The organism is Kitasatospora sp. NPDC059088, assembly GCF_042738155.1.
Lineage (GTDB): Bacteria > Actinomycetota > Actinomycetes > Streptomycetales > Streptomycetaceae > Kitasatospora.
In genome coordinates this window covers 42,761-69,250 of the sequence record NZ_JBHYGR010000009.1, presented here as the reverse complement: position 1 = coordinate 69,250, position 26,490 = coordinate 42,761, and the positions used below count along the sequence as shown (strand labels likewise).

At 73.0% G+C, this 26,490-nt stretch carries 21 protein-coding genes, 1 tRNA gene, 1 pseudogene and 1 riboswitch; of the genes and pseudogenes, 10 read left to right on the top strand and 13 right to left on the bottom strand.

The window, feature by feature from the left end:
- Positions 1-252: 252 nt before the first annotated feature.
- The 10 genes from ACFWXO_RS06715 to ACFWXO_RS06670 form a co-directional block, all read right to left on the bottom strand.
- Positions 253-1,341 (bottom strand): polyprenyl synthetase family protein, encoded by a 1,089-nt coding sequence (locus ACFWXO_RS06715; RefSeq protein ID WP_375885251.1) that lies wholly within the window; start codon positions 1,339-1,341, stop codon positions 253-255.
- A 182-nt stretch (positions 1,342-1,523) separates the two neighbouring features.
- Positions 1,524-2,966: a hydroxysqualene dehydroxylase HpnE gene (hpnE, locus tag ACFWXO_RS06710; protein ID WP_380522617.1), complete on the bottom strand. Its 1,443-nt coding sequence runs from the start codon at positions 2,964-2,966 to the stop codon at positions 1,524-1,526.
- A 139-nt stretch (positions 2,967-3,105) separates the two neighbouring features.
- Complete coding sequence (gene hpnD, locus ACFWXO_RS06705) at positions 3,106-3,963, bottom strand: presqualene diphosphate synthase HpnD (protein WP_375885318.1); 858 nt, start codon at positions 3,961-3,963, stop codon at positions 3,106-3,108.
- Between the two features lie 41 nt (positions 3,964-4,004).
- The gene (hpnC, locus tag ACFWXO_RS06700; protein ID WP_380522616.1) at positions 4,005-4,952 is read right to left on the bottom strand and encodes a squalene synthase HpnC; all 948 of its coding nucleotides are present in this window, start codon (positions 4,950-4,952) and stop codon (positions 4,005-4,007) included.
- A gap of 316 nt (positions 4,953-5,268) precedes the next feature.
- The gene (locus ACFWXO_RS06695) at positions 5,269-6,078 is read right to left on the bottom strand and encodes an ABC transporter ATP-binding protein (protein ID WP_375885244.1); all 810 of its coding nucleotides are present in this window, start codon (positions 6,076-6,078) and stop codon (positions 5,269-5,271) included.
- On the bottom strand, positions 6,071-7,012 hold the full coding sequence (locus ACFWXO_RS06690) for an ABC transporter permease (protein WP_375885242.1): 942 nt from the start codon (positions 7,010-7,012) through the stop codon (positions 6,071-6,073). The genes ACFWXO_RS06695 and ACFWXO_RS06690 overlap by 8 nt, the downstream gene beginning before the upstream one ends.
- A gap of 141 nt (positions 7,013-7,153) precedes the next feature.
- Positions 7,154-8,062 carry a glycosyltransferase family 2 protein gene (locus tag ACFWXO_RS06685; protein WP_375885241.1) on the bottom strand — a complete coding sequence of 303 codons (909 nt, stop codon included), beginning with the start codon at positions 8,060-8,062 and terminating at the stop codon, positions 7,154-7,156.
- Entirely contained in the window at positions 8,059-8,796 is a 738-nt protein-coding gene (locus ACFWXO_RS06680; RefSeq protein ID WP_375885317.1) for a CDP-alcohol phosphatidyltransferase family protein, read from the bottom strand. Before ACFWXO_RS06680 ends, ACFWXO_RS06685 begins: the two co-directional genes overlap by 4 nt.
- 91 nt (positions 8,797-8,887) lie before the next feature.
- Positions 8,888-9,949, bottom strand: coding sequence for an iron-containing alcohol dehydrogenase family protein (locus ACFWXO_RS06675; RefSeq protein ID WP_375885238.1), 1,062 nt, complete (start codon positions 9,947-9,949; stop codon positions 8,888-8,890).
- Entirely contained in the window at positions 9,937-10,692 is a 756-nt protein-coding gene (locus tag ACFWXO_RS06670) for a sugar phosphate nucleotidyltransferase (protein ID WP_375885235.1), read from the bottom strand. Before ACFWXO_RS06670 ends, ACFWXO_RS06675 begins: the two co-directional genes overlap by 13 nt.
- A gap of 494 nt (positions 10,693-11,186) precedes the next feature.
- On the opposite strand from ACFWXO_RS06670, the gene idi reads away from it, so the two are divergent.
- Positions 11,187-11,834 (top strand): isopentenyl-diphosphate Delta-isomerase, encoded by a 648-nt coding sequence (gene idi / locus ACFWXO_RS06665; RefSeq protein WP_380522615.1) that lies wholly within the window; start codon positions 11,187-11,189, stop codon positions 11,832-11,834.
- An 89-nt stretch (positions 11,835-11,923) separates the two neighbouring features.
- Here idi and ACFWXO_RS06660 read toward each other — a convergent pair whose 3' ends face one another.
- Positions 11,924-12,433: an ATP-binding protein gene (locus tag ACFWXO_RS06660; protein ID WP_380522614.1), complete on the bottom strand. Its 510-nt coding sequence runs from the start codon at positions 12,431-12,433 to the stop codon at positions 11,924-11,926.
- A gap of 431 nt (positions 12,434-12,864) precedes the next feature.
- On the opposite strand from ACFWXO_RS06660, the gene ACFWXO_RS06655 reads away from it, so the two are divergent.
- Together ACFWXO_RS06655 and ACFWXO_RS06650 are read left to right on the top strand one after the other, a co-directional pair.
- Positions 12,865-12,949: transfer RNA gene (locus ACFWXO_RS06655), tRNA-Leu, on the top strand.
- Between the two features lie 296 nt (positions 12,950-13,245).
- Positions 13,246-14,895 (top strand): APC family permease, encoded by a 1,650-nt coding sequence (locus tag ACFWXO_RS06650; protein ID WP_380522613.1) that lies wholly within the window; start codon positions 13,246-13,248, stop codon positions 14,893-14,895.
- 96 nt (positions 14,896-14,991) lie between these two features.
- On the opposite strand, the gene ACFWXO_RS06645 is transcribed toward ACFWXO_RS06650, so the two are convergent.
- Positions 14,992-15,963 carry a class I SAM-dependent methyltransferase gene (locus ACFWXO_RS06645; protein ID WP_380522612.1) on the bottom strand — a complete coding sequence of 324 codons (972 nt, stop codon included), beginning with the start codon at positions 15,961-15,963 and terminating at the stop codon, positions 14,992-14,994.
- Positions 15,964-16,243: 280 nt separating this feature from the next.
- Here ACFWXO_RS06645 and ACFWXO_RS06640 point away from each other — a divergent pair, with 280 nt between their 5' ends.
- Positions 16,244-17,674 carry an aldehyde dehydrogenase family protein gene (locus tag ACFWXO_RS06640; protein ID WP_380522611.1) on the top strand — a complete coding sequence of 477 codons (1,431 nt, stop codon included), beginning with the start codon at positions 16,244-16,246 and terminating at the stop codon, positions 17,672-17,674.
- Between the two features lie 156 nt (positions 17,675-17,830).
- Here ACFWXO_RS06640 and ACFWXO_RS06635 read toward each other — a convergent pair whose 3' ends face one another.
- Entirely contained in the window at positions 17,831-19,297 is a 1,467-nt protein-coding gene (locus ACFWXO_RS06635; RefSeq protein WP_380522610.1) for a glycine hydroxymethyltransferase, read from the bottom strand.
- 21 nt (positions 19,298-19,318) lie between these two features.
- Positions 19,319-19,413, bottom strand: a riboswitch (ZMP/ZTP riboswitch).
- A 305-nt stretch (positions 19,414-19,718) separates the two neighbouring features.
- Between ACFWXO_RS06635 and ACFWXO_RS06630 the strand changes: the two genes are divergently transcribed.
- The 6 genes and pseudogenes from ACFWXO_RS06630 (at position 19,719) to ACFWXO_RS06605 (ending at position 26,315) form a co-directional block, all read left to right on the top strand.
- Complete coding sequence (locus ACFWXO_RS06630; protein ID WP_380522609.1) at positions 19,719-20,726, top strand: ABC transporter permease; 1,008 nt, start codon at positions 19,719-19,721, stop codon at positions 20,724-20,726.
- A 94-nt stretch (positions 20,727-20,820) separates the two neighbouring features.
- The gene (locus ACFWXO_RS06625) at positions 20,821-22,575 is read left to right on the top strand and encodes an ABC transporter substrate-binding protein (protein WP_380522608.1); all 1,755 of its coding nucleotides are present in this window, start codon (positions 20,821-20,823) and stop codon (positions 22,573-22,575) included.
- A 122-nt stretch (positions 22,576-22,697) separates the two neighbouring features.
- On the top strand, positions 22,698-23,690 hold the full coding sequence (locus ACFWXO_RS06620; protein WP_380522607.1) for an ABC transporter permease: 993 nt from the start codon (positions 22,698-22,700) through the stop codon (positions 23,688-23,690).
- Between the two features lie 47 nt (positions 23,691-23,737).
- Positions 23,738-25,417 carry a dipeptide ABC transporter ATP-binding protein gene (locus tag ACFWXO_RS06615; RefSeq protein WP_380522606.1) on the top strand — a complete coding sequence of 560 codons (1,680 nt, stop codon included), beginning with the start codon at positions 23,738-23,740 and terminating at the stop codon, positions 25,415-25,417.
- 23 nt (positions 25,418-25,440) lie between these two features.
- Positions 25,441-25,614: pseudogene (locus ACFWXO_RS06610) on the top strand (cytidine deaminase); the annotation flags it as partial.
- Between the two features lie 137 nt (positions 25,615-25,751).
- Positions 25,752-26,315 (top strand): EF-hand domain-containing protein, encoded by a 564-nt coding sequence (locus tag ACFWXO_RS06605; protein ID WP_380522605.1) that lies wholly within the window; start codon positions 25,752-25,754, stop codon positions 26,313-26,315.
- The last annotated feature ends 175 nt before the right edge of the window (positions 26,316-26,490 follow it).

The window sequence follows — 26,490 nt, the reverse complement described above, 5'->3', positions numbered from 1 at the left end:
GAGACCCGCCACCGCCCCCCCCGCGCCCGGGGGCGGGGTGGGGGGGGGGGGGGGGGGGCGCGCGCGCGCGGCGCCCCCCCCGCCCCCTCGCCGGGCTGCCGGTCCGCCTCACCGGCCGGCCGGGGCCGGTCGGTGTCCTCGGGCTGCCACCGCCCCGCACCCAGCAGGGTCGGGGGGCGGTCGCCCACCGCGACCGGCTCGGAATCGTACTCAGGGTCGAGCCGGCCGTCCGCGGTTGCTGTCAACGTAACGTCACCTCTCTCGTACCACCACGAATTCGGCGAGTGCGACGAAGTGCTCGCGCACCTCGTCGGACATGGGCACCTCGTCCAGGGCGGCGAGGGCAGTCGTGTGCTGGCGGCGGGCCTCCTCCTGGGTCCAGGCCCGGCCGCCGGCCTCCTCGATCAGCGCGGCCCGGGCGGCGAGCTCGGGCTCGCCCTCCTCGCCCCGGCCCTTCGGGTCCGCGAGCTGCTCGGCCAGCCGGCGCGAGGCGGCGCCGCCCTCGGCGAGCGCCGCGGCGACCGGCAGGGACTTCTTGCGCTGGCGCAGGTCGCCCCAGTGCGGCTTGCCGGTGACCTCGGTCGCGCCCCAGATGCCGAGCAGGTCGTCCACCGCCTGGAAGGCCAGGCCCAGGTGGTGGCCGTAGCGCTGGAGGGCGTCCGAGACCTTGTCGTCGGCCCCGGCCAGGACGGCGCCGATCGCCGAGGCGGCGGCCAGCAGGGCCGCCGTCTTGCCGCCCTCCATCTCCAGGCACTCGGCGACGGTGACGCTGTCGCGCTGTTCGAAGGCGACGTCCATGGCCTGGCCGTCGATCAGTCTGCGGGTCGCGGTGGTGAGCAGCCGGACGGCGCGCGCGGCGTCGGTGGGGCTCGCGCCGCCGGTCACCCCGGCGTCGAGCAGCACCTCCGTGCCGAGCGTCGCCAGGGCGTCGCCGACCAGGATCGCCTGGGCCGGGCCGAAGACCGTCCAGGCGGTGGCCCGGTGCCGTCGGGTCTCGTCACCGTCCATCAGATCATCATGGAGCAGGGAGAAGTTGTGCACCAGTTCAACGGCGACCCCGCCGGGCACCCCGACCTCGGGCGCCGCACCGGCCGCCTGGGCGGACAGCAGGGCCAGCGCGGGGCGCACGGCCTTGCCGCCGTCGCCCTCCACCGGGGTGCCGTCCCGGTCGATCCAGCCGAAGTGGTACGCGGCGACGGTGTCCATCGGTGCGGCCAGACGGGCGACGGTGGCCCGTAGCGGCGGGGCGCAGAGCGTCCGGCTGCGGGCCAGCAGCTCCGGCACCGAGACCGGTTCGGCGTGCGCCGTGCCTCCGACGGCGATGCCGGTGCGTGACTCCACGTGCGTTCCCTCTCCCTCGTGGTGCCGGACCGCACGGGGCGGCCGGGTGCTGTCGGTGCGGCTGGTGTCGAAGCGGGCGGCGCCGAAGCGGGTGGTGCCGCGGCGCTCGGTGTCGGTACGGCCGATGGGGCCGACGGTACGCCCGTCGGCTCTGGCGGGCTCTCCGGCCGCGGGCCCCGCCGTCACCTGGGCCACCGCCCGTCACCCCGGTCCACCGGCACCCTGGCACCGGCCGCGGCCAGCGCGGCGTCGGCGGCGGCGTGGCCGCTGCGCACCGCGCCCTCCATGGTCGCGGGCCAGCCGGTGGCGGTCCACGCGCCGGCCAGCAGCAGGCCGGGGACGCCGGTCGTGGCCCCGGGCCGCAGCGCGGCGCTGCCGGGCGCCCCGTCGAAGGTCGCGGTGCGCTCCCGGGTGACGAAGAAGTCCAGCACCTCGGCGCCGGCGGCGGCCGGCAGCAGCCGGGCCAGCTCGGGCAGGTAGCGCTCGCGCAGCTCGGCGACCGGCAGGTCGATCTCGTCCTGGACGGCGGACTGGGACAGCGCCAGGTACTGGGCGCCGGGGTGGGCGCGGCCGATCGGGGTACCGGCCAGCCCGGAGTGGGTGGTGCGGTCGAAGACCCACTGGACCGGGCTGCCGAGCGCGGCGAAGAACGGCCGGCGCAGCACCTTGCGGTCGTAGACCACGTGCACGTTGAGGATCGGCGTGGTGCCGAAGTCCTCCAGCCGGTGGGGGACGGCGCCCGGCGGCAGCAGGGCGGCCGCGGTGTCCTGGGCGCCGGCCAGCACCACGGTGTCGGCGGTGAGCAGCTCGCCGGTGCCCGACTGGCCGCCCTCCAGCCGGACGGCGTGCTGGGGCGCGGCCGGCTTGAGCTCCGCGACCCGGGCGCGCAGCAGCACCCGCACGCCGGCGCGTTCCAGCTCGGCGAGCGCCCGGTCGTGGTGGATCGCGCCGAGCGGGACGGCGGCGATGCCGATGTCGGAGGCCCCCGGGTCGGAGAGCAGCCCGGTCTTGAAGACCATCGCGGCGAGCGCCAGGGACACCTGGTCGGCCCGGGCGTTCAGGGTGGCGACGCCGACCAGGTCCCAGAGCGCGGCCGTGGTGGCGGCGTTCTGCCCGTTGCGGCGCAGCCACTCGCCGAAGGAGAGCCCGTCCAGCGCCGGGTCGGCGAGGTCCAGGCCCTTGAGGGCGAGCGCGCCGCGGACCACCCGGGCGCGGTCGGCCGGGGACAGGTGCGGGTAGCGGGCGAGGCTGCCGGCCAGGTGCAGCGGGACGGGCAGGCCGGCCCGCCGCAGGCGGCCGAGGGTGCGCACCTGGGCCCCGGCGGGGCCGGTGACGGAGAGCACCGGGACGTCCAGCCGGTCCTGGAGGTGGGTCATCCGGGTGGCGCCCAGGCGCTCCAGCAGCCCGCGGTAGGCGGTGCAGCAGCGCAGGAAGACGTGCTGGCCGTTGTCGACGGTCAGGTCGCCGCGCTGGAAGGAGAAGGCCAGGCCGCCGAGCCGGGGGCGCCCCTCGGCGAGGGTGACCCGGTGGCCGGCCTCGGCCAGCCGCAGGGCGGTGGTGATCCCGGCCAGGCCGCCGCCGACCACGACGGCGGCCGGGCGCGCGGCATCGGCTCGCCCGGTCATCGGCCCTCCCCCTCGCAGTCGCCGGACCGCCCGGCGACGGTCGCTGCCGCCGGCGCGCTCACGGCCGGCGCCGCGGTCGACACGGCGCCACCCTGATGTGATTCCCCGCTGACACAGCGTGACAGAACCGTGGCGAGAATCAAGAACGCCCCCCGGCGAGCCCGGAAAGCGCCACGTACGCCTTCTCCCAGCCCGGGAGCGACACCCGGCCGCGCAGCACCGACTCCGGGTCGGCGGCGATCCGGCCGAGCAGCCGGTGGTAGATCCCGGCCATCGCGGCGGTGCAGGCGCGGCTGCGGCGGTCGAGCAGGGGCAGCAGCCGCAGGCCCTCCTCGAAGGCGGCCTGGGCGCGGGCGGCCTCGAAGGCCACCAGCCCGGTGAAGTCCGCGCCGACCGGCGGCTTGGGCAGCGCGAAGCCCTGCTCGCAGCCGAACCTGGCCAGGTCCTCGGTGGGCAGGTAGGTGCGGCCGGTCAGGGCGTCCTCGCGCAGGTCGCGCAGGATGTTGGTGAGCTGCAGGGCCAGGCCCAGGGTGTCCGCGTACTGCGCCCCGCGCTCCGGGTCCTCGCAGCCGTAGACGCCCAGCGAGAGCCGGCCGATGGCACCGGCCACGCAGCGGCAGTAGACCTTGAGCTCCTCGTAGGTCTGGTACTCGGCGCCCTTGAGGTCCATCTCCACGCCGTCGATCAGCTCGTCGAAGCCGCCGAGCGGGATCGGGAAGCGCCGGGCCGCGTCGGCCAGGGCGACCTTGATCGGGTCGGTGTCGTCCTCGGCGACCGCCCCGGAGCGGACTTCGTCCACCAGCTCCCGGGTGCGCACCAGGGCCTCGGCCTTGCGGTCGGCCGGGAGGTCGCCGTCGCCGATGTCGTCCACCCGGCGGGCCAGCGCGTACAGGGCCGACATGGCCAGTCGCTTGGGCTCGGGCAGCAGGCGGATGCCGTAGCTGAAGTTGCGTGCCTGCAGTCCGGTGACTGCCTCGCAGTACCGGTACGCCGCCATGACCGGGGCCGACGCCAGTGGTGATGCCGCCACTCGGGCGTTCACCTTCCCTTCGCGAAGATGGCCGCCGCCTTCGCTGCGAGGCGGCGCTTGTCCGGCTTCGCCTGCCGGGCGAGCACGTCGTACCCGGCGTCCTCGACGGCCGCCAGGGCCGCGTAGCCGCCTGCGGTGAATCCCGCCAGGAGCAGTCGAAGCCTTCCCCGAACCGTACCTACCAATGGTGCGCCGCGGTCGAGCAGGGTGCGGGCCCGTTCGGCCTCGAAGGCGATCAGTTCCCGGACCGCACCGGTCGCGGTGGGTTCGGCGAGCTCCTCCTCGGTGACGCCGAAGCGCTCCAGGTCCTCGGCGGGGAGGTAGATCCGGCCGCGGGAGAGGTCCTCGGCCACGTCCTGGAGGTGTTCGACCAGCTGGAGGGCGGTGCAGATGGCGTCCGAGAGGGCGATCCGCTCGGGGGTGGAGACGCCGGCGATGGACAGCACCAGGCGGCCGACCGGGTCGGCGGAGAGCGTGCAGTAGCCGACCAGGTCGTCGTAGGTGGCGTAGCGGGCGGTGGTCTGGTCCACCCGGTTGGCCTCGATCAGACGGCGGAACGGCTCGGGCGTCAGGCCGTGCCGGTCGACCAGCGGGACGAGGGCGCCCAGCAGCGGGTGCCGGGGCTGCTCGGCGCCGGCGGAGCGCAGCGCGGTCTCGAACACCCGGTCGAGGTCGCGCTCCAGTCCGTCGAGCAGGGCGAGCCGGAAGGAGACCTCCGCCGGGCCCGGCGGGCCGGACTGGGCCGAAGGAGTGGCGGGGGGCCGCTGCTCGATCCCCAGCAGGCCCGCGGTGGCGGCCGGATCGGCCAGGTCGCCGTCGCCGGAGTCGTCGACCAGCCGGGCGAAGCCGTAGACCGCCATCAGGTCGTCGCGCCAGGCCGCGGGCAGGAAGAAGGGGGCGACCGGGAAGTTCTCCGCGCCCGCCTTCTCCAGGGTCTGTCCCGCGGAAGGGTTCACCGGCGTATCTCTGGGCTGGGCCGAAGCCGACACTGCAGTCACTCCCCCGTTCTACACCGCTCGGTACCACCGGTCCGACTCGGACACGCGTCCGAGCGCGGGCGTCACGTACGGCACACCGCCCCCGCGCCCCCAGCCTGACACCACGCGCCGCGCCCGAGAAGAGCGCCCCGCCCGGCGCACGGTGGCGCTCACCCCCGCGGCGGCGGGCCACCCGGGGTAGCGGCGCACGCCGAAGGGCCGGCTCCGGGGTGTTCCCGGAGCCGGCCCTGGAGTGCCGGGGCCCTGCGGTGCCAGGCGCTGCGACGGCTGGGCGTTACGGGCGCTCGCCGCGCTCGTAGCGGCCGACGACCTCGTCGGTCGGGCCGTCCATGACCAGCTCGCCGGCCTCGATCCAGATGGTCCGCTCGCAGACCTCGCGGATCGAGTTGTTGTCGTGGCTGACCAGGAAGACCGTACCGGCGGAGCCGCGCAGCTCGTCGATGCGCTTCTTGCTGCGCTGCTGGAAGGCCTGGTCACCGGTGGCCAGGGCCTCGTCGATCAGCAGCACGTCGTGGGTCTTGGCGGCGGCGATGGAGAAGCGCAGCCGGGCGCCCATGCCGGAGGAGTAGGTGCGCATCGGCAGGGAGATGAAGTCCCCCTTGTCGTTGATCCCGGAGAACTCGACGATGTCCTGGTAGCGCGCCCGCACGTCGGCCGGCGACATCCCCATCGCCAGGCAGCCCAGGACGACGTTGCGCTCGCCGCTCAGCTCGTTCATCAGGGCCGCGTTGACGCCCAGCAGCGAGGGCTGGCCGTTGGTGTAGATGCCGCCCTTCTCGGTCGGCAGCAGGCCCGCGATGGCGGCCAGCATGGTCGACTTGCCGGAGCCGTTGGAGCCGATCAGACCGACCGCCTCGCCCTTGTAGGCGGTGAAGCTGATGCCCTTGACCGCGTGCACCTCGCGCACGCCGGAGGAGCGCTTGCGGCTGATGATGCGGCTCAGCGCCGAGGTGGCGCTGCCCTTGCCGGAACCGGCGCCGTGCACCCGGTAGACGATGTGCACGTCGTCGACGACGACGGTGGGCTCGCGGGCGATCTTGGTGTCGGCCACGGCGTCGCGCTTGCTCAGGTCGGTGTCAGCCACGGCCGTACTCCTCCTCGGCCTTCCAGAAGAAGACGTATCCGATGACGAAGATCCCGACCGCCCAGGCGATGCCGTAGGTCCACTGGTGCGGCGGCAGCGACTGGTGCGCGGGCAGGTGCTTGTTGTAGATCACCGGCGCGAAGGCGTGCCGGAGCAGGTCCATGTAGACCGAGGCCGGGTTGACGGCCATGATCGTCTGGAGGTAGTGCGGCCAGGTCGAGACCTTGTCCTGGATGCTGAACATCACGCCGGACAGGAACATCCAGGCCCGCATCACGAACGGGATCAGCTGGGAGATGTCGCTGGTCTTGGAACCGATCCGGGCGAAGATCAGCGAGACGCCGATGTTGAACAGGGTCTGGAGGAACAGCGCCGGGACGATCAGCAGCCAGGTCTTGCCGGGGGTGATGCCGGCGGCCAGCACGGTGATGACCAGCACCACCATCGAGATCAGCAGCTGCTGGAGCTGGATCACGGTGAAGGCGATCGGCAGGCTGGCGCGCGGGAAGTGCAGCGCGCGGATCAGGCCGAGGTTGTCGGAGATCGCCCGGGTGCCGGACTGCACCGCGTTCTGGGTGAACTGGAAGACGAAGACGCCGATGCAGAGCCAGGCGATGTAGGTGTTCGGCGGGAAGTTGTCCTTGCTCTTCAGGATCACGCCGAAGACCAGGTAGAACACGCCGCAGTTGAGCAGCGGGGTCACGACCTGCCAGAGCTGCCCGAGCTTGGCGTCGGTGTACTGGGCCACCAGGCGGGCGGTGGCGAAGGCCCAGATGAAGTGGCGCCTGGCCCAGAGCTGCTTGGTGTAGGCGAACAGACCGGGGCGGGCACCGCTCACCGACAGACCGTACTTGTCCGCAAGCTGCTTCGGGGTCAGGCCCGCGTCCGCCCCCCTCGGGGCTGAGAGGCTGACGGGTTCACTCACTGTCGACACATTCGTCCTTCGCGCGGGATCGGTCGGAGCGGCCGGTCGGCGGGGGTCCGCCGGCCTTGCGCCGATGGGGATCCTGGGGTCACGGGGGGGGTTCCGGCCGGTGTGTGGTCACCGGCCACGGCGATCGATCCTCTGATCCAATCAGATGATCGGAGGACGTCCCATCCTGGTCAGTCGCCAGACGGTACGCCATCGCATGGGCTTCCGCGGACCGCAGGGTTCGCGGAAGCCCGCCCGGAAACCGCTCAGCCAGGCCTTCAGCCCCTCCGCGGAGGGACGTCGGGCCAGGGTCAGCAGAAACCAGGTTCCCAGATAGAGAGGCACCAACGGGGCCGGAAGGTTCCGCCTCGCGAGCCAGACCCTGTTACGGGCCACGTTGTGGAAGTAGGCGGCGTGCCGGGCCGGCGAGGTGGCGGGGTGGTGCAGCACCACGTCCGCCCGGTAGTCGATGGCCCAGCCCGCGTCCAGGGCGCGCCACGCGAGGTCGGTCTCCTCGTGGGCGTAGAAGAACTCGGCCGGCAGCTGCCCGGCCTGCTCGAACACCTTGCAGCGCACGGCGCTCGCGCCGCCCAGGAAGGTGGTCACCCGGGAGGAGCGCATCGGGTCGCTGGCGCGCAGCCGGGGGACGTGCCGGCGCTGGGTGACGCCGGTGTCCGGGTCCTCGATCCGGAAGGAGACGATGCCCAGCTCCGGGTCGGCGGTGAAGGCCTCGCGCAGCAGGCGGGCGGAGTCGGTGCGCGGCAGCAGGCCGTCGTCGTCCAGGAAGAGGACGGCGTCCACCTCCCGGCCGTCCGGCCCGAACAGCTCGATGCCGACGTTGCGCCCGCCCGGGATGCCCAGGTTCTCCGGCAGCTCGACGCTGCGCACTCCGGCCGGCAGCGACGGCAGCTTCGCGCCCTGGCCGACCACGGCGAACTCGACCTCCGGGCCCTCCTGGGCGCGGACGGAGTCGATCAGGGCGTTGAGCTCGGCGGGCCGGTTGCCCATGGTGATGATGACGACGCCGAGGCGGAAGTTCTCCGCGGTGGTGGAGGACGTGGAAGTGGTCATCGGAGCCTGCTCGAAAGGACGATGCTCAGCAGGTGCAGCACGGTCTGCAGCATGGCGATGGCCGCCAGCACCACGACCGCGATCCGGGTGAAGAACAGTCCGCCGTGGACCGCGTCGGCGATCCCGGCCGCCAGGATGAACAGCGAGGCCTCGACTGCGCCGACCAGGCGGTGGAACTTGAGCAGCGAGGCGGCCCGGCGGGCCTTGGCCACCGAGGCGGACCGCGGCACCGAGGCGCTGTCCTCGACGGCCGTCAGGCCGCTGCGGGCGCGGGCCACGTCCACCAGGTCCGTCTCGGACTTGATCAGGATCGCGCCGAGCGCGGCCAGCGTGCCCAGGAACGCCCACTCCCAGTGCGAGCCGCCGCCCTCGCGGTGCAGCAGGTCGGTGGCGCGCAGGCCGAGGCCGGTCAGCAGGGCCGCCTCGGACATGTAGTGCCCGACCCGGTCCAGGTAGACGCCGGTGAGCGAGGTCTGCCGGCGCCAGCGGGCCACCTCGCCGTCCACGCAGTCCAGCAGCAGGTAGACCTGGATCAGCAGCGCGCCCAGGACGGCGCCGGTGATGCCCGGTACGACCAGGGCGGCACCGGCCAGGATGCCGGTGAGCATCATCAGGTAGGTCAGGCCGTTGGGCGTGATCGCCGTCATGGTGGACAGCACGCGGGTGATCCGCAAGGAGATCTTCCGCATGTAGAGGCGCCCGGCCCAGTGCTCGGCGCTGCGGCGCTGGAGCATGCCCTCCGGGTGGATCACCGCCCGCAGTTCCTCGATCGAGGGCCGGCGGGTCAGGTCCACCGGGGGCCGCTCGGCGCCCGCGGTGGAGGGGTCAGCTGTTGACGGCTTGGACATAGTCGGCGTACGCGTCCCTGATTGCGGAAGGGGAGAGGTCGAGGTGTTCCAGGATGGTGTAGCGGCCCGGGCGGGTGTTCGGAGCGTAGTGCACCGCCTCGGTGAACTCCGCTTCGGTGAAACCCATCTGAGCCGCGGTCACCGGCAGCCCGTGGCTCGCCAGGCGCTCCACGATCAGACCGGTCAGCTCGCGCTCGCCCCGCAGGAAGCTGGCGAACGCCGCGCCGAGGCCGACCTGTTCGCCGTGCTGGGCGGAACGCTTGGGGTACAGCACGTCCAGGGCATGCGAGATCTCGTGGCAGGCGCCCGACGAGGGCCGGGTGCTGCCCGCGATGTTCATCGCGATGCCGGACAGTACCAGGGCTTCCGCGAGGGCCGTCAGGAGGTCCTGGTCCTGAATGTTCCCTGGGTGCCGGAGCAGGTTCTCACCGGCCGAGCGGGCCATCGCGACGGCCAGCCCGTCCACCGGTTCGCCGGTGACGGTGTGCGACAACTCCCAGTCCGCGCAGGCCGAGATGTTGGAGACGACGTCCCCGATCCCGGCCGCCACGAAGCGCTGCGGGGCCTGCCGGATCACGTCCAGGTCGACGATGATGCCGATCGGGCCGGGGACCCCGTAGGAGCCCCGGCCGGCGTCGTTGTCGAGGGTGGAGACCGGGGAGCAGATGCCGTCGTGGGCGAGGTTGGTGGCCACCGCGACCACCGGAAGGCCGACCCGGGCGGCGGCGTACTTGGCGGCGTCGATGATCTTGCCGCCGCCGAGGCCGACGACCGCGTCGTAGTGCTTGCCGCGCATCTCCTCGGCGAAGCGCACCGCGCTGTCAAGGCTGCCGTCGTCCACGTTGTACCAGTCGGCGCCGGGCAGGGCCGGCTCCAGGCGCGCGCGCATCGCGGCGCCGGAGCCGTTGCTGATCGCCACCGCGATCCGGCCCGAGGCCGACAGCCTCTGGTCCGCGAGGATGCCGCCGAGCGCGTCCAGCGCGCCCGGGCGGATCTCCGCGAACAGCGGCGACGGGACCAGTCGGGTCAGTACTGGCACGCGATCTCCCGGGCCTTCGCCAGGTCGTCGTGGTTGTCGACCTCGACCCAGGAGACCTCGCCGATCGGCTGGACGTCGATCCGCAGGCCCCGGTCGACCATCTCCTGGTAGCCGTCCTCGTAGTACAGCTGGGGGTCGCGCTCGTAGGTGGCGCGCAGCGCGTCGGTCAGGTCGGCGGCGGCGGCCGGGTTGATCACCGTGACGCCGATGTACTCGCCGGTCGCCTCGGCCGGGTCCATCAGCTTGGTGATGCGGCGCATGCCCGCGGCCGGGTCGACGACGACCTTCATCTCCTCGTCGGCGAGCTTCTTCACCGTGTCGAGGGCGAGCAGGATGCCGGGGGCCCGGCCCTCCTCGACGAGGCGCTGGTTGCCCTCCAGCATGGTGCGCTGGACGGAGGCCGGGTGGACGGTGTCGCCGTTAGCCAGCAGCAGGCCCTCGGCGAACAGCTCGCGGGCGCACCAGAGCGAGTAGGCGTTGTTCCACTCCTCGGCCCTGTCGTTCTCGACCAGGTGGAGCTTGACCCCGTACTTGCTCTCCAGGGCGTCCTTGCGGTCGTACACCGCCTCCTTGCGGTAGCCGACGACGATCGCCGCGTCGCGCAGTCCGACCTCGGCGAAGTTGCCCAGGGTGAGGTCCAGGACGGTCCGCTCCCCGTCGACCGGCACCAGCGCCTTGGGCAGGGTGTCGGTGTACGGGCGCAGCCGGCGGCCGGCGCCGGCTGCCAGAACGAGGCCGATCATGCGGGGTCTCCTGATCCGTGGTGCGTCGTGCGGTCCGCGCGGGGATGTGCCGACGGGCCCGGCGGCGCTGTCGCCGGTCGGCCCGGCGTACGGCCGGGCCCGGCGGCGGCGCGCCGGACCGGCACAGATCCGGGCAGCGTGTCGTAAGCGATGGTAGGCGACCCGGGCGACGCACCCGAACGCGGCCGGAGGCGCCGGGGTGACGACACGGTGGAGGTGCGGTGATCGAACAGGATGGGAACGGATACCGAACTGGCCTTCGGGACGAATGACCCTTCCGGGGCGTCCCGGACCGTTTCCGGTACGGATCCGGACCGCCCCGCGTCATGATCCGCCCGGTTGTGCGTGGGACCCGTCCGGACCGCCACCCATACGGCAGACTGGAGCCCGACGACGGCGCCGGTGCCCGCGCCGCGTCCCGAGCCCCCCGACGGGTGCCCACGACGCGCTCGACGCTCCCGTTGCTCCCGCTCCCCCCTTCCGAAAGAGGCCCCATGCCCCAGAGTCCGCCGACCGACCCGACCCACTTCGCCGCCGAGATCGACAGCGGCCTGGACGTGGAGACAGACGTGACGGTCGACCCCCGGGCCACCGCCCCCGCGAGCACCGGGATCCTGCTGGAACTGGTCGACGACGAGGGCGTCACCATCGGCACCGGCGAGAAGCTCTGGGCCCACCAGCAGCCGGGCCGGCTGCACCGGGCCTTCTCGGTCTTCCTGTTCGACCGCCAGGGCCGGATGCTGCTGCAGCGCCGGGCACTCGGCAAGTACCACTCCCCCGGCGTCTGGTCGAACACCTGCTGCGGGCACCCGTACCCGGACGAGCCGCCGTTCGTGGCCGCCGCCCGGCGCACCGCCGAGGAGCTGGGCCTCGCGCCGGCGCTGCTCTGCGAGGCCGGCACCGTCCGCTACGACCTGCCGGACGAGGCCACCGGGCTGATCGAGCGGGAGTGGAACCACCTGTTCGTCGGGCTGGTCACCGCGCCGGTGCGGCCGAACCCGGAGGAGGTCGAGGACTTCGCCTTCGTGACCGCGCAGGAGCTGCGCGAGCTGCGGGCCGAGCGGCCGTTCTCGGTCTGGTTCGAGACCGTCTTCGAGGCCGCGCTGCCGGGGATCCGGGAGATCGCCGGTCGGGACTGGTAGCGGACGGGAGTCCGTGGGGGTGGCCGTCCCCGGCCGGGGGCGGCCGCCCTCGTGCGGGGTCGCGCCGTCCCCGTGCGGGAGGGCGCCCGTCAGGACCCGGGCTCCGGGGGGACGGGCAGCGAGGCCCAGATGACCTTGCCGCCCTCCCCCGTGTGCTCGACGTCGCACACCCCGCCCGCCTGGATGGTGACGCTCTTCACCAGCAGCAGGCCGCGCCCGCCGGTACGGCCGGTGTCGCTCTCCAGGGCCTTCGGCCGGTACGGGTCGCCGTCCTCGACCGAGACCCGCACCCAGCCCCGGCGCACCGACAGCTCGGTGGTCACCTCGGGCGACAGCTCGGCCGCGTGCTTCACCGCGTTGCCGACCAGCTCGGAGACGATCAGCAGCACGTCGTCCACCAGCTCCTGGTAGCGCACCCCGGTCATGCCCTGGGCCAGCAGGCGGTCCCGCACCGCGTGGCGGGTGCGCGGCACGGAGGCCTCGACGGCGGGCACCCGGAAGCGCCACACGCCCTCGACGGGACCGTCGGCCGTCGGTCGGCGGCCCGACCGGGCGCCGCGTCTCGGCTCGGCCTTCGCCGCCCCGCTGATCTGCTCCACGTCCAGCCGCCCTTCGTCCGCGACCCGGGAATCAGGCGATCCGCATCATGGCGCCCTCGGTCCACAGAGGCTAGGAGAGCGGTCGGTGCCTCCGTGGCAGCGTCGACAAGTTGCCCGTGTCGGATCGGTTCCGACCGGAATCGATCGCGGGCGGGGGCTTAACGGATCGTTTGCTTCGCCCTCGCCACCGCTTCGCCCGGTGTTCGAGCCCCCTCGCGAGCCCCCTCGCGAGCCGTCCCGGCCGGTCCGGACGGGCCGGGCGCCCCACGGCCCCGGCCCCTCGGACGGGGGCGTGGCGGGGACGGTGGTGGGGGCCGAGGTGGAGGCCGCGGTGGGGCCGAGGAAACGCAGGTGAGAAGCACTCCGGAAGCCTGGTAATGTTCTCTCTGTCGCCGAGGGGGCGAGAGAAAAGCCCCCGAAGCACACACCCTGTCCGGGTGGCGGAATGGCAGACGCGCTAGCTTGAGGTGCTAGTGCCCTTTATCGGGCGTGGGGGTTCAAGTCCCCCCTCGGACACAATCGAAATTCCCCGTGGAATCCGAAAGGATCCTGCGGGGAATTTCTTTTTCCCGGCCCACGGCCGACTCCCCCTCGCGATCCACCGCCGACGGCGGTGTGGCGCCGGTCTCGTTGAGCGGTCCCGGCCGTCCGGAAACCGGACACGAGATGGCAACGATCGGGCGGTTTGAGCTTCCTCTGAGGTATTCGCCCCATTTGGAACCATAGGCTGCTGGGGTTTGTCCGGAATACCGACCCAAAACCGTAAAAGCGCCGACACCATCCGCTGAACCCCGAGCGAGAGGACCGATACGTTGAGTGAGCCCGATTCGCCCAAGGCATCACACCAGAACTACCGCCGATCGCTCGGCACGATCAGCCTGACCGCGGTCGGGCTCGGCTCGATCATCGGCTCCGGCTGGCTGTTCGGCGCCGAGCGGGCCGCCAGGCTGGCCGGCCCCGCCTCGATCCTCGCCTGGGTGATCGGCGCCGCCGTGGCGCTCACCATCGCGCTCACCTACAGCGAGCTCGGGTCGATGTTCCCCAAGGCCGGCGGCATGGTCCGGTACGGCCAGTACTCGCACGGCTCGCTGGCCGGCTACCTGGCCGCCTGGGCCAACTGGATCGCCATCGTCTCGGTCATCCCGGGTGAGGCCACCGCGTCCGTCCAGTACATGAGCTCCTGGCACTTCGACTGGGCCAAGGGCCTGTACGACGGCAAGGAACTCACCCTCAGCGGGGTGGCACTGGCCAGCGTGCTGCTGGTCGTGTACTTCGTCCTCAACTGGTTCGCGATCACGCTGTTCGCCAAGACCAACACGGCGATCACCGTGTTCAAGGTCGTCGTGCCGACGCTGACCGCCGGCGCGCTGCTCCTCGCGCACTTCGACACCTCGCACTTCACCCAGCCGGACGGCTTCGCCCCGAACGGCTGGAGCGCGGTGTTCACCGCCGTCGCCGTCTCCGGCATCGTCTGGGCCTTCAACGGCTTCCAGTCGCCGCTCAACCTGGCCGGCGAGGCCCGCAACCCCGGCAAGTCGCTGCCCAAGGCCGTCATCGGCTCGATCCTGATCGCCCTGGTGATCTACGTCGCGCTGCAGATCGCGTTCATCGGCGCCATCCCGGCCGCCGACCTGTCGAACGGCTGGAGCAGCCTCTCCTACACCTCGCCGCTCGCGGACCTCGCGATCGCCTGGGGCATCAACTGGCTCGCGCTGCTGCTCTACGCGGACGCCTTCGTCTCGCCGTCCGGCACCGGCATGATCTACGCCGCCACCACCTCGCGCATGATCCACGGCGTGCAGGAGAACGGCCACCTGCCGAAGCTCTTCGGCAAGGTCGACGCCAAGACCGGCATCCCGCGCCCGGCGCTGCTGCTCAACCTGGTGGTCGCCTTCCTGTTCCTCGCGGTCTTCCGCGGCTGGGGCTCGCTGGCCGAGATCGTCTCCGTCGCCACCGTGATCTCGTACATCACCGGCCCGGTCGCCGTGATGGCGCTGCGCCGCCTCGCGCCGGACCTCCAGCGCCCGGTGAAGCTCAAGGCCATGCCGGTGATCGCGCCGGTCGCGATGGTCTTCGGCTCGCTGGTGCTGTACTGGGCCCGCTGGCCGCTCACCGGCAAGGTCATCCTGCTGATGGCCGCCGGTCTGCCGATCTGGGCCTGGTACGAGCTGCGCAAGCCCTTCGAGCAGTTGAAGCCGCACCTCGAGGCGGGCGCCTGGATGATCGCCTACCTGTTCGTGATGGCCGGGGTCTCCTGGGCCGGCAGCTCCGACTTCGGCGGGCACGGCTACCTGCCGGAGGGCTGGGACCTGCTGATCGTGGCCGCGATCGGCCTGGCCTTCTACTACTGGGGCGTCGCCAGCGCCTGGGCCAACCCCTCGCTGGCCGAGGTGCGCCGCGAGCTGGCGGCCGAGGCGGAGGCTGAGGCGTCCGCCGGGGCCGCGGAGCCTTCGCGGGTCTGAGCGGGTACACAGCAAGGAAGGGCCGGTCGGGTTTCCGACCGGCCCTTCGGCGTCGCCGGGGCGGGAGACCTGGGCGGGAGGCCGGGGCGGCCCGGGTCAGCCCCGGCGGGCGCGGCGGATCGCCGAGGTGAGCAGCGGGGGCAGCAGGTCCTTGGCGGCGCGCTTGGCGACGTTGACCGGGCGGCGCGCCTCGGCGGCGCGGGCGCGGCGGGCGGCGAGGTCCAGCGCGGCCTCGTCCCGGGCCGTCCGGTACGCGTCCTCGGGCGCCGACGCCCCGGCCGCCCCCGGCCGGTGCCGGGAGGGGCGGAACGGCCGGATGCCCTCCGTACTGCCGGTCATCCGCAGCACCTGCCGGTGGTTGAGGGTCTCGGCGCTGAGCTCGCAGCCGACGGCGAGGTCCACCCGGTCGAGCAGGTCGCGCTGGAACGGCTCCGGGTCGCCCCAGGTGCCGTAGAACTTGCACTCGGTGAGCACGATCGGCCTGAGGCCGTGGTTGAACACCGCCTCCCAGGTCGCCGCGGCGACGCCGGGGGTGTGCTGGGACCGGTAGTCGTCCAGGACCACGACGCCCTGCTCCTGCAGCGCGGTCCGGGCCACCTGGAGGTCGCCCACCACGTGCTCGTACAGGTGCGAGGCGTCGATGTGGACGAAGCGGTAGGCCCCCGCCGGGACCCGTCCGCCCGCGAGCGCCGAGGTCGGGGCCTGGACGATGTCCGGCAGCCGGTCGTGGAAGGACAGGTAGTTGGCCTCGAAGGCCGAGCGGGTCAGCGTCTTCCGGTAGGAGTGGTCCATCTCGCTGGAGTTCTCGTCGTCCGGCGCGTCCGAGTCGAACAGGTCACAGACGGTGAACGTCTCCCCGGGCCGGAGGTGCTCCCCGATCACGATCGCGCTGCGGCCGAGGTAGGCGCCCATCTCCATGAGGTGGCCGGTGACGCCCCGCTCCGCCTGGCGCCCGAGGAACCACTCGAAGGAGTGCCGGTCGTGGTCCCAGAACCATCCCGGTACGTCCTCCAACACGGCCGGCCCGACGGGCTGCTGCGGTTCGCCCTTCAACGCGGTGTCGGTCACGGGATGCTCCTTAGCAGTGCGGATGACCTGCGGGTTCCGAGCCGCACCTCGGCGCGGTGGCGGCCTGCCCGGCCCCGGACACGAACCGGATCACCGCTCGTGCACGAGGCGCCCCCCATCGACAGTAGGCCCCCGCCGCGGAGTCCGCCGCCCACCGCGGCGGGTGCCCTGTCCGGCCGAGGCGGGATCGGCTCTTGTGCGCGGCCGTCCGGCCGCCTTGACTGACCTTCCGACTCGCCCTGTCGGCCGAACGGCGGCTGACCAGTGGAAAGGACGATCCGTGGAGCAGGAGTACGCGGAGTACGGCGACCAGTACATCGACGGCGCCTGGCGGCCCTCCCGGGACTCCGGCACGATCGCCGTGCTCAACCCCGCCACCGAGCGGGTGCTCGCCACCGTACCGGCCGGTGCGGCGGCCGACGTCGACGCCGCGGTCGCGGCGGCCCGCCGGGCGGCCCGGGGCTGGGCCGCCGCCACCCGCGAGGAGCGGCTGGCGCCGCTCACCCGGCTGCGGGACGGACTGGCCGACGCCCAGGCCGAGATCACCTCGACCGTGGTCGCCGAGCTGGGCGCCCCGGTCGGCTTCGCCGGGGCCGTGCACGCCGGGCTGCCGCTGACCGTGGCGACCTCGTACCTGAGCCTGCTGGCCGGCTACCCCTTCGAGGAGCGGATCGGCAACTCGGTGGTGTTCGCCGAACCGGCCGGGGTGGTCGCGGCGATCACGCCGTGGAACTACCCGCTGCACCAGATCGTGGCCAAGGTCGTCCCGGCGCTGGCGGCCGGCTGCCCGGTGGTCCTCAAGCCGGCCGAGGACACCCCGCTGGTGGCCCGGCTGTTCGCCCGGCTGGTGGACGAAGCCGGCTTCCCGGCCGGGGTGTTCAACCTGGTGACCGGCACCGGGGCGGTCGCGGGCGCGGCGCTCGCCGCCCATCCGGAGGTGGACGTGGTGTCCTTCACCGGCTCCACCGCCGTCGGCCGGCAGGTCGCCGAGGCGGCCGGGCGCGGGCTCAAGCGGGTCGCGCTGGAGCTGGGCGGCAAGTCCGCCAACGTGGTGCTGCCGGGCGCCGACCTGGCCCGGGCGGTGAACGTGAACGTCGCCAACGTCTTCGCCAACTCCGGCCAGACGTGCAGCGCCTGGACCCGGCTGCTGGTGCACGCGGACCAGTACGAGGAGGCGGTCGCGCTCGCCGCCAAGGCCGCCGAGAAGTACGTCCCGGGCGACCCGGCCGACCCGCGGACCCGGATCGGCCCGCTGGTCAACGCCCGGCAGCTGGAGCGGGTGCGCGGCTACCTGGCGGACGCGCTCGCCCAGGGCGCCCGGCTGGTGGCCGGCGGTCCGGAGCCACTGGCCGAACTCCCCACCGGCCACTACGTCCGGCCGACCGTCCTCGCCGACGTCACCCCGGAGATGACGGTGGCCCAGGAGGAGGTGTTCGGCCCCGTCCTGGTGGTCCTGCGCTACGACGACGAGGACCACGCCGTCGAGATCGCCAACGGCACCGCCTACGGGCTGGCCGGCGGCGTCTGGGCGGCGACCACCGACACCGCCGCCGCCTTCGCCCGCCGGCTGGACACCGGACAGGTGGACCTCAACGGCGGCCGGTTCAACCCGCTGGCCCCGTTCGGCGGTTACAAGGACTCCGGGCTCGGCCGCGAGCTGGGGCGGCACGGACTGGAGGAGTTCCTGCAGTACAAGTCGCTCCAGTACTAGGAGACTTGACGGCCGGGGCGGGGCGCCCGACCACCGGGCCGCCGAACGGAAGGTTCGGCGGCCCGGTGTCACGGCGGGCTCCTCCGGCCCGGTCGGAGCAGGGGCCGGTCGGAGCAGGGGCCGGTCGGGCCAGGGACCGGTCGGGCCAGCGGCCGGTCAGGCCAGGTCGACGCCCGGGTAGAGCGGGAACGGTGCCAGCAGGTCGGCGGCGCGCTTGGCGATGCCGTCGCGGAGGGCCTCGTCGAGGGCGTAGTTCGCCTTGGAGGGGGCGCCGTTGGCCGTGGTGGTGGGGGTGGTGCCGCGCAGGACGGTGTCGATCAGGGCGGCGATCTCGTCCATCTCGGCGGTGCCCAGGCCGCGGGTGGTGAGCGCCGGGGTGCCGAGCCGCACGCCCGAGGTGTACCAGGCGCCGTTCGGGTCCTGCGGGACGGAGTTGCGGTTGGTGACGATGCCCGAGTCCAGCAGCGCCGCCTCGGCCTGACGGCCTGTCAGACCGTAGCCGGAGACGTCGGCGAGCACCAGGTGGTTGTCGGTGCCGCCGGTGACCAGCTTGCCGCCGCGGCGCAGCAGGCCCTCGGCGAGCGCCCGGGCGTTGTCGACCACGGCGCGGGCGTAGGTGCGGAACTCGGGACGGCGGGCCTCGGCGAGGGCGACGGCCTTGGCGGCCATCACGTGCGAGAGCGGGCCGCCGAGCACCAACGGGCAGCCGCGGTCCACGTGTTCGGCCAGGGCGGCGGTGCTGAGCACCATGCCGCCGCGCGGGCCGCGCAGGGACTTGTGGGTGGTCGTGGTGACGATGTGGGCGAACGGCACCGGGTCGTGGTCGCCGGTCAGCACCTTGCCCGCGACCAGGCCGGCGAAGTGCGCCATGTCGACCATGAGGGTCGCGCCGACCTCGTCCGCGATCTCGCGCATCCTGCGGAAGTCCACCAGCCGCGGGTAGGCGGAGTAGCCCGCCACCAGGATCAGCGGGCGGAACTCGCGGGCGGTCTCGCGCAGCGCGTCGTAGTCGATCAGGCCGGTGACCGGGTCGGTGCCGTAGCTGCGCTGCTCGAACATCTTGCCCGAGATGTTGGGCCGGAAGCCGTGGGTGAGGTGGCCGCCGGTGTCCAGCGACATGCCGAGCATCCGCTGGTTGCCGAGCTCCTGGCGCAGCTCGGCCCAGTCCTGCTCGGTGAGGTCGTTGACGTTGCGCACCGCGGCCCGCTCCAGGGCCGGGCTCTCGACCCGCTGGGAGAGCACCGCCCAGAAGGCGGTGAGGTTGGCGTCGATGCCCGAGTGCGGCTGGACGTAGGCGTGTTCGGCGCCGAACAGCTCGCGGGCGTGCTCGGCGGCGATCGCCTCGACGGTGTCGACGTTGCGGCAGCCCGCGTAGAAGCGGCGGCCGACGGTGCCCTCGGCGTACTTGTCGCTGAGCCAGTTGCCCATGGTGAGCAGGACGGCCGGGGAGGCGTAGTTCTCGCTGGCGATCAGCTTGAGCGAGGCGCGCTGGTCCTCCAGCTCCTGGCCGATGGCGGCGGCGATCCGGGGCTCCACGCCGGCCACCACGTCCAGGGCGCTGCGGAAGGAGGTGTCGGCGGCGGGGCTCGCGGTGGTGTGGGGCGTCTGCTCGGGCTGGGCCATGGCGGTCTCCTGGTGGGGATGCGGGGCGGCCCAGGCGCTCGGCAACGACGTGAGGATCCACGGGACCGCTTCCCGATGGTCGATTCCATCCCTACGCGCCAGTCGCGGTCCTCCGGGATCGTACCAATACCCCGGGGACTGTGGCGGAGGTCTCAGAATGCGGAACGGGCCGTCCGCTTCGGTGCGGTATGTCCGTTCTCCTGCAACGGCCGTGTTGCGGGGAAATGAAGCCGCCACAATTCCCGAAACAGTCCGGCAGGAATTCCCGTGGAGTGCCTTCCGGTGATTTGCGGAAGGCCGGACGCATCCGATCTGATGTCGCTCGAACGACCGCCGGGAAACCCCCGGCAGCCGGTTCGGAAATGCCCACCAGCGCACCCTCACCCATGGGGCGGCGGAGAATTCGGGGAGTACGCCTCTCATGGCAGCGGTCGACACAGTCGCAGTTACCGGCCCGGCCCCCGGGCTGACCCCGGGACCGACCCCCGGACCGCCCCCCGGACCGGCCGCACCGAGCCTGCTGCGCCGGGTGCTGCGCGACCGGGTCGGCGCCGCCGCCTCCGCCGTCGTCCTGCTGTTCCTGCTGCTCGCCCTGGCCGCGCCGCTGGTCGCCGCCCTGTACGGGAAGAACCCGGTCGAGCACTACGGCCAGAACACTCCCGGCCTGCTCAGCGACGGCGGCCTGCCGATGCTGCCGAACGGCGGGATCTCCGGCGAGTTCTGGTTCGGCCTGGAGCCCGGCCTCGGCCGGGACGTGCTGACCCAGCTGCTGTACGGCATCCGCACCTCGCTGCTGATCGCCTTCGCCGCGGCCGCCGTGACCACCACGCTCGGCGTGCTGGCCGGGGTCGCGGTCGGCTACCTCGGCGGGATCGCGGACCGGCTGTTCGGGTTCCTCGCCAATGTGCTGCTGGCCTTTCCGACCCTGCTCCTGCTGCTCGCGCTCAGCCCGGTGATCCAGTCCCGACTGGTCGATCCGGGCGCCGCGGAACCGGAGTGGATGCAGTTCCTGGTGCTGATCCTGGTCTTCTCCGCGTTCGGCTGGATTCCGCTCGCGCTTTCCCTCCGGGCCACCGTCCGCTCACTCCGGGAAAGGGATTTCGTGCAGTCCGCCCGGGCGCAGGGGGCGAGCCGCCTCCACATCGTCGTCCACGAACTGCTGCCGAACGTCCGCTCCCAGCTGATCGTGCACGCCACCATGGCCGTACCGACCTTCGTCGCCTCCGAGGCCGCGCTGTCCTTCCTCGGCGTCGGCATCACCGAGCCCGTACCCGACTGGGGGCGGATGATCTCGCGCGGCTCGGAGGTCTTCCAGGCCGACCCGACCTACCTGGTCTTCCCGGGCGTGGCCCTGCTGGTGTTCGTGCTCGCCTTCAACCTGCTCGGCGACGCCCTCCGGGACGCGCTGGACCCGCGCCGCGCCCGCTGAGCCCCCCTTCCGCTTCCGCTTCCCGTTCCGCTTCCCCTGATCAACCATCCGAGCCCGCCCCGACCGGACGTGTCGGGGCAAGGAGGGATTCGCCATGCGCTGGACCAAACCGTCGCTCGCCGTCATCGCCACCGCCCTGCTGGCGACCTCCTGCTCGGCAGGCGCCGGCAGCACCGGCTCCGCCGCCGGCGGGGCCCCGGCCAAGGAGACCTCGCCGCTGACCGCGGCGCTCGGCACCGAGAAGGACAGCGCGGGCCCCGCCCCGGCCGTCCCCGGCGCCCGCCCGGGCGGCACGGTCAACGTGTACAACAGCGTCGAGTTCCGCCACCTGGACCCGCAGAAGGTCTACGCGGGCGCCTCGTACAACGCCTCGCTGCTCTGGGGCCGCCAGCTGACGCAGTACCAGGTCGTCGACGGCAAGGCCAAGCTGGTCGGCGACCTGGCCACCGACACCGGCACCCCGACCGACGGCGGGCGCACCTGGACGTACCGGCTCAAGGAGGGCGTGGCCTGGGAGGACGGCAAGCCGATCACCGCCCAGGACGTCAAGTACGGCATCGAGCGCACCTTCGGCAAGGGCTACGAGGTCGGCCCGCCGTACTGGCCGCAGTGGCTCACCGGCGAGGCCAGCTACGAGGCCGCGCGCGCCAAGTACACCGGACCGCAGGCCGGTGACCTGGACGCGATCGGGACCCCGGACGAGCGCACCCTGGTCTTCCACTTCCCGCAGCCGCAGGCCGACGTGCCGTACATGGCCGCGCAGTCCTCCTCCTCGCCGGTGCGCCGGGACAAGGACACCGGGACGGACTACGACCGGCTGCCGTTCGCCAGCGGCCCGTACCGGATCGTCGAGCACGTCCAGAACACCCGCATGGTGCTGGAGCGCAACCCGGCCTGGAAGGCGGAGACCGACCCGATCCGCAACCAGTACCCGGACAAGTTCGTGTTCACGTACGGCAAGGAGGCGCTCAACGGCAACCAGGAGATCCTCTCCGGGCGGGACGGCGGCGCCAACGCCACCACCGCCTCCGACGAGCTCTCCCCCGAGCTGTACCAGTCCGCCGACACCGACCCCAAGGCCAAGGACCTGGTCGTCTCCGGCCGCCGGGGTGCCTTCGTCACCCAGCTGGTGATCAACAACGAGCGGGTGCCGGACGTCGAGGTGCGCAGGGCCCTCAACCTCGCCTACCCGCGCCAGCAGGCCCGGCAGGTCCAGGGCGGCTCCCGGACCGGCGAGCTCGCCACCACGCTCAGCTCGCCCGCGCTGATCGACTGGCAGAAGTACGACCTCGACCCGGCCAGGCCCGAGGGCGACCCGGAGGCCGCCAAGGCCGCGCTCGCCAAGGCCAAGCAGGCGCCGGCCAGCCTGACGTACGCGTACAAGAACACCCCGGACGGGCAGCGCGTCGCCCAGGTGCTGGTGGACGGCTTCGGCAAGGCGGGCATCACCGTGGTGCCCAAGCCGATCGACCCCAAGGCCTTCCTGGACGAGGTGCACCGGGCGGACTCGCCGTACGACCTGTTCGAGGAGACCAGCTCCGTCGACTGGCCGACCCCGTCCACGCTGATCCCGTTCTCCTTCGACGGCCGGGCCGGCAGCGACATCAACTCCGCGCGCTACCGCAACCCCGCGGTCGACAAGGAGATCGACCGGATCAACCAGATCGGCGAACCGCGCGCCAAGGCCAAGGAGCTGTACGCGCTGGAGCAGACCGTGATGAAGGACCTGCCGGTGCTGCCGCTCACCTACCCGACGGTCAACCAGCTGCGCGGCAGCAACGTCGGCGGGGCGTTCATCCACCCGATCTACGGGGCGGTCGGGCTGACCTGGCTGTACCTGAAGTCGTGACGGCTCGGGGGCCTCTGAGGCTGACACTCCGAGGCCCCCGGCTCCCGGCCCGTCCCCGTTTCCGTTTCCGTCCCCGTTTCCGTCCCCGTTTCCGTTTCCGTCCCGTCGACCCCGGACCGGCCATGCTCTCCTTCGCCCTGCGGCGGACCCTCCAGGCGCTCGGCGTCCTGCTCGCGGTCTCCGCCGCCGCCTTCGCCCTCTTCTACGCCGCGCCCGCCGACCCCGCCCGCGCCGCCTGCGGCCCGCGCTGCGACAGCGGACAGATCGCGGCGGTGCGCCAGAGCATGGGCCTGGACCAACCACTGCTCGCCCAGTACACCGACTACCTGGTCGGCGTGGCCGCCGGGCGGGACATCAACGACGTGGACGGCTCGGTCATCCACTGCGCGGCCCCCTGCCTCGGCTACTCCTACCGACTGCACCAGCCCGTCACCGAGGCGCTGGCCGAGCACCTGCCCGTCACCTTCTCGCTGACCGCCGGGGCGCTCGCCGTCCTGCTGGTCCTCGGCCTCGGCACCGGGTTCGTCTCCGCGCTGCGGCACGGCCGCCGCACCGACCGGCTGCTGTCCGCCTTCACCCTGGTCGGCGCGAGCGTGCAGATCTACTTCCTCGGCTACCTCGCGCAGTGGGCGCTGGTGTACTCCACGGGCCTGCTGCCGCTGCCCTCCTACACCCCGCCCGGCGAGGACCCGGCGGCCTGGGCGGGCGGGATGCTGCTCCCCTGGCTCGTCCTCGGCTTCGTCAACTCGGCCGTGTTCGCCCGGCTCTCGCGCTCCCAGCTGCTGGAGACCATGAACGAGGAGTACGTCCGCACCGCCCGCGGCAAGGGGCTGGGCCGGCTGCGCGCCCACCTCAAGTACACCTCGCGCGGGGCCGCCGGGCCGCTGGTGCAGCTGCTCGGGCTGGAGGCCGGGGTGCTGCTCGGCGGGGCGGTGATCACCGAGACGGTGTTCGGGCTGAACGGGGTCGGGCGGTTCGCCGCTCAGGCGGTGTCCGGGCAGGACCTGCCGGCCGTGGTCGGCGCGGTGCTGCTGGCCGCCTGCTTCGTGGTGCTGTTCGTCGCGCTGGCGGACCTGGCGGTGGCCTGGCTCGACCCGCGCATCCGACTGGGCTGAGAGGAGCCGCAACGATGAAGTCTCCCGAATCCCAAGGTGGTCGTGCGATGGTTGCCGAACCGGTGCTCAGTGTCAGGGACTTGACGGTCGAGTTCGCCGATCCGCGCGGCGGCGCCCCGGTGGCCGCCGTCCGGGGCCTGTCCTTCGACCTCGCGGCGGGTGAAGTCCTCGGCCTGGTCGGCGAGTCGGGCTCCGGGAAGTCCACCGTCGGACTGGCCCTGCTCGGCCTGCACGACCCGCGGACCACCACCGTCACCGGCTCGGTCCGGCTGGACGGAACGGAGTTGGTGGGCGCCCGGGAGTCCGTGCTGCGCGGAGTGCGGGGTGCCCGGGCCGCACTGGTCTTCCAGGACGCGCTCACCTCGCTCAGCCCCTTCCACGGCGTCGGCGCCCAACTCGCCGAGATGTACCGGCTGCACCACCCGGCGGCCGGGCGGGCCGAGGCCAGGCGACGGGCGGCCGCGATGCTCGACCGGGTCGGCATCCCCGCCGCCCGCCTGCGCGACTACCCGCACCAGTTCTCCGGCGGGATGCGGCAACGGGTGATGATCGCGATGGCGCTGATGAACGACCCGAAGGTGCTGGTCGCGGACGAGCCGACCACCGCGCTGGACGCCCGGGTCCAGCGCCAGGTCCTCGACCTGCTGGGCGAGTTGCAGCGCGAGCACGGCACGGCGGTGCTGCTGGTCAGCCACGACCTCGGCGTGGTCGCCGGAACGACGGACCGCACCCTGGTGCTGCGCGACGGCGCCGAGGTCGAGTCCGCGCCGACCGGCGAACTGCTCGCCGCGCCGCGCCGCCCGTACACCCGCGCCCTGGTGGGCGCGGCGCTGCGGCTGGACTCGGTACCGGGCAGCGCACTTCCGACGGTCGACGATCCCTCACCCACCAGGACGTTCACGCCCAGGCCGACGGCGGCCGGGCGCCCCGAGCGCCCTGAGCGACCCGAGCGGTGGCTGGTGGAGGTGGAGGAGCTCTCCGTGCACTTCCCCGGGCGGCGGCGCCTGCCCTCGCTCCGGGCCGAACCGGTCCGGGCCGTGGAGGGGGTGAGCCTGCGGATCGCCCCGGGCGAGACGCTCGGGCTGGTCGGCGAGTCTGGCTCCGGCAAGTCCACCACCTCCCGGGTGCTGGCCGGGCTGCAACGCCCCACCGGCGGACGCGTCCGCTACGACGGCCAGGACGTCACCCGACCGGACCGGGAGCTGCGCCGCCGGCTCAGCCGGGAGATCCAGCTGGTCTTCCAGGACCCGTACGCCTCGCTCAACCCGCGCCGCACCGTCGCCCAGACCCTCGACACCCCGCTGCGGCTGCACACCCCGCTGGACGCGGCGCAGCGGCGCGAGCGCGCGGCCGAACTGCTGGAGCAGGTCGGGCTGCCCGCCGGGCACCTGGACCGCTACCCGCACGAGTTCTCCGGCGGGCAGCGGCAGCGGATCGGCATCGCCCGGGCCCTGGCGCCCGAACCGCGGCTGATCATCGCGGACGAGCCGGTCTCGGCGCTCGACGTGTCGGTGCAGGCGCAGGTGCTCAACCTGCTGATGGAGCTGCGCGAACGGCTCGGCGTCGCCTTCCTGTTCGTCTCGCACGACCTCGCGGTGGTGCGGCACTTCTGCGACCGGGTCGCGGTGATGCACCGGGGGCGGCTGGTGGAGTCGGCCGACCGGGAGCGGCTGTTCGAGGCACCGCACACCGAGTACACCCGGGAGCTGCTGGCGGCGGCGCACTGAGCGGCGGTCGGAGCGGCACGGGGGTGGGTTGGCGCGAACGGGGGGTGATCCCGCCCTGCGGGCGCTGCCGCCAGGTGCTGCTGGACTACTTCCCGCAGGTGCGGATCATCGTCGGACGGGGTTCCGGGCTGCGCACCGTGCCGGTGCCGGAGCTGTTGCCGGAGTCGTACGTCTGGGCCGACCACCAGGAGGGCTGAGCGGGCGGCCGGGCACCGTCGTTCGGCTTTCGTTCTGCTGCGCGAGCACGGCTCCAGGCGTTAGCGTGCTGGCGACGTGACGTCGCTCACCGCGCCGCGGACGTGGAGCCGCAGCGCCGGCCACCGAAGGGGGCACATTGTCGGACGACCTGCTCATCGCGAAGATCAATCACGGTTTCGACCACCTCGACGCCGACGGGGACGGTCTGCTCACCGAGCGGGACCATGTGCTGATGGGCCACTCGGTGGCCCGCTCGCTCGGCCACCAGGAGGGTTCGGAGGCGGAGGCCGTGATCGTCCGCGCCTATCTGACGGTCTGGCACGACCTGCACCTCGCCGGAAGGCCCGCCGGAACGGAGGCCATCACCCGCGAGCAGTTCGTCGCCTCGACCGGCGCGCTCGCCGACGACCCGGAGGCCGCCCGGGAGATCCTCGGCGCCCTGGCCGAGGCCTTCCTCACCGTCGCCGACGCCGACCGCAGCGGCACCGTGGACGCCGGAGAGTTCTTCGTGTTCCAGCGCGGCCACTTCGCGGGGCTCTGCCGCGACGACGCGGACGAGGCCTTCCGCCGGCTCGACCTCGACGGGGACGGGACGCTGTCGGCCGCCGAGTTCACCAGCGCGATCGTCGAGTACTGGACCAGCCGCGACCCGGAGGCGCCGGGCAACTGGTGGACGGGGAAGCCGCCCGCCTCGCTCTGACCGCGCGGACGCGGGCGTGGGCGCGGACGCGGGCGTGGGCGCGGACGCGGGCGTAAACGCGGGCGGATCGTCCCGGTCGGTCGGCCGGGACGATCCGCCCGCTCGCGGGGCCGATCAGCGCCGCCCCGGGGTCGTTTTCACCACTGACCCTGGCGACGCCAATGCAACTGTAGAT